Consider the following 449-nt stretch of genomic DNA (forward strand, 5'->3'; position numbering starts at 1 on the left):
GTGTTCCAAGCAGAACACAACATCTTGATGCACCCCTTCCACCAGTTAGGTGTAGCAGGTGTATTCGGCGGAAGCTTGTTCAGTGCAATGCACGGTTCACTAGTAACTTCCTCCTTAGTTCGTGAAACCACCGAAACCGAGTCACAAAACTACGGTTACAAATTCGGTCAAGAAGAAGAAACCTACAACATCGTTGCAGCCCACGGCTACTTCGGTCGTCTAATCTTCCAATACGCTTCCTTCAACAACAGCCGTTCACTGCACTTCTTCCTCGCAGCATGGCCTGTAATCGGTATCTGGTTCACCGCCTTGGGTGTAAGCACAATGGCGTTCAACTTGAACGGTTTCAACTTCAACCAATCAATCATTGATTCTCAAGGTCGCGTTATCAGCACTTGGGCAGATGTAATCAACCGGGCTAACCTGGGTATGGAAGTAATGCACGAGCG

1 pseudogene is annotated in these 449 nt (G+C 48.3%); it reads left to right on the forward strand.

From position 1 onward, the window contains the following. A pseudogene (locus tag ACEYW6_RS36650) lies at positions 1-449 on the forward strand (photosystem II q(b) protein); the annotation flags it as partial.

This window comes from Nostoc sp. UIC 10607 (assembly GCF_047228265.1).
In the GTDB taxonomy this organism is placed as follows: Bacteria; Cyanobacteriota; Cyanobacteriia; order Cyanobacteriales; family Nostocaceae; genus Nostoc; species Nostoc foliaceum_A.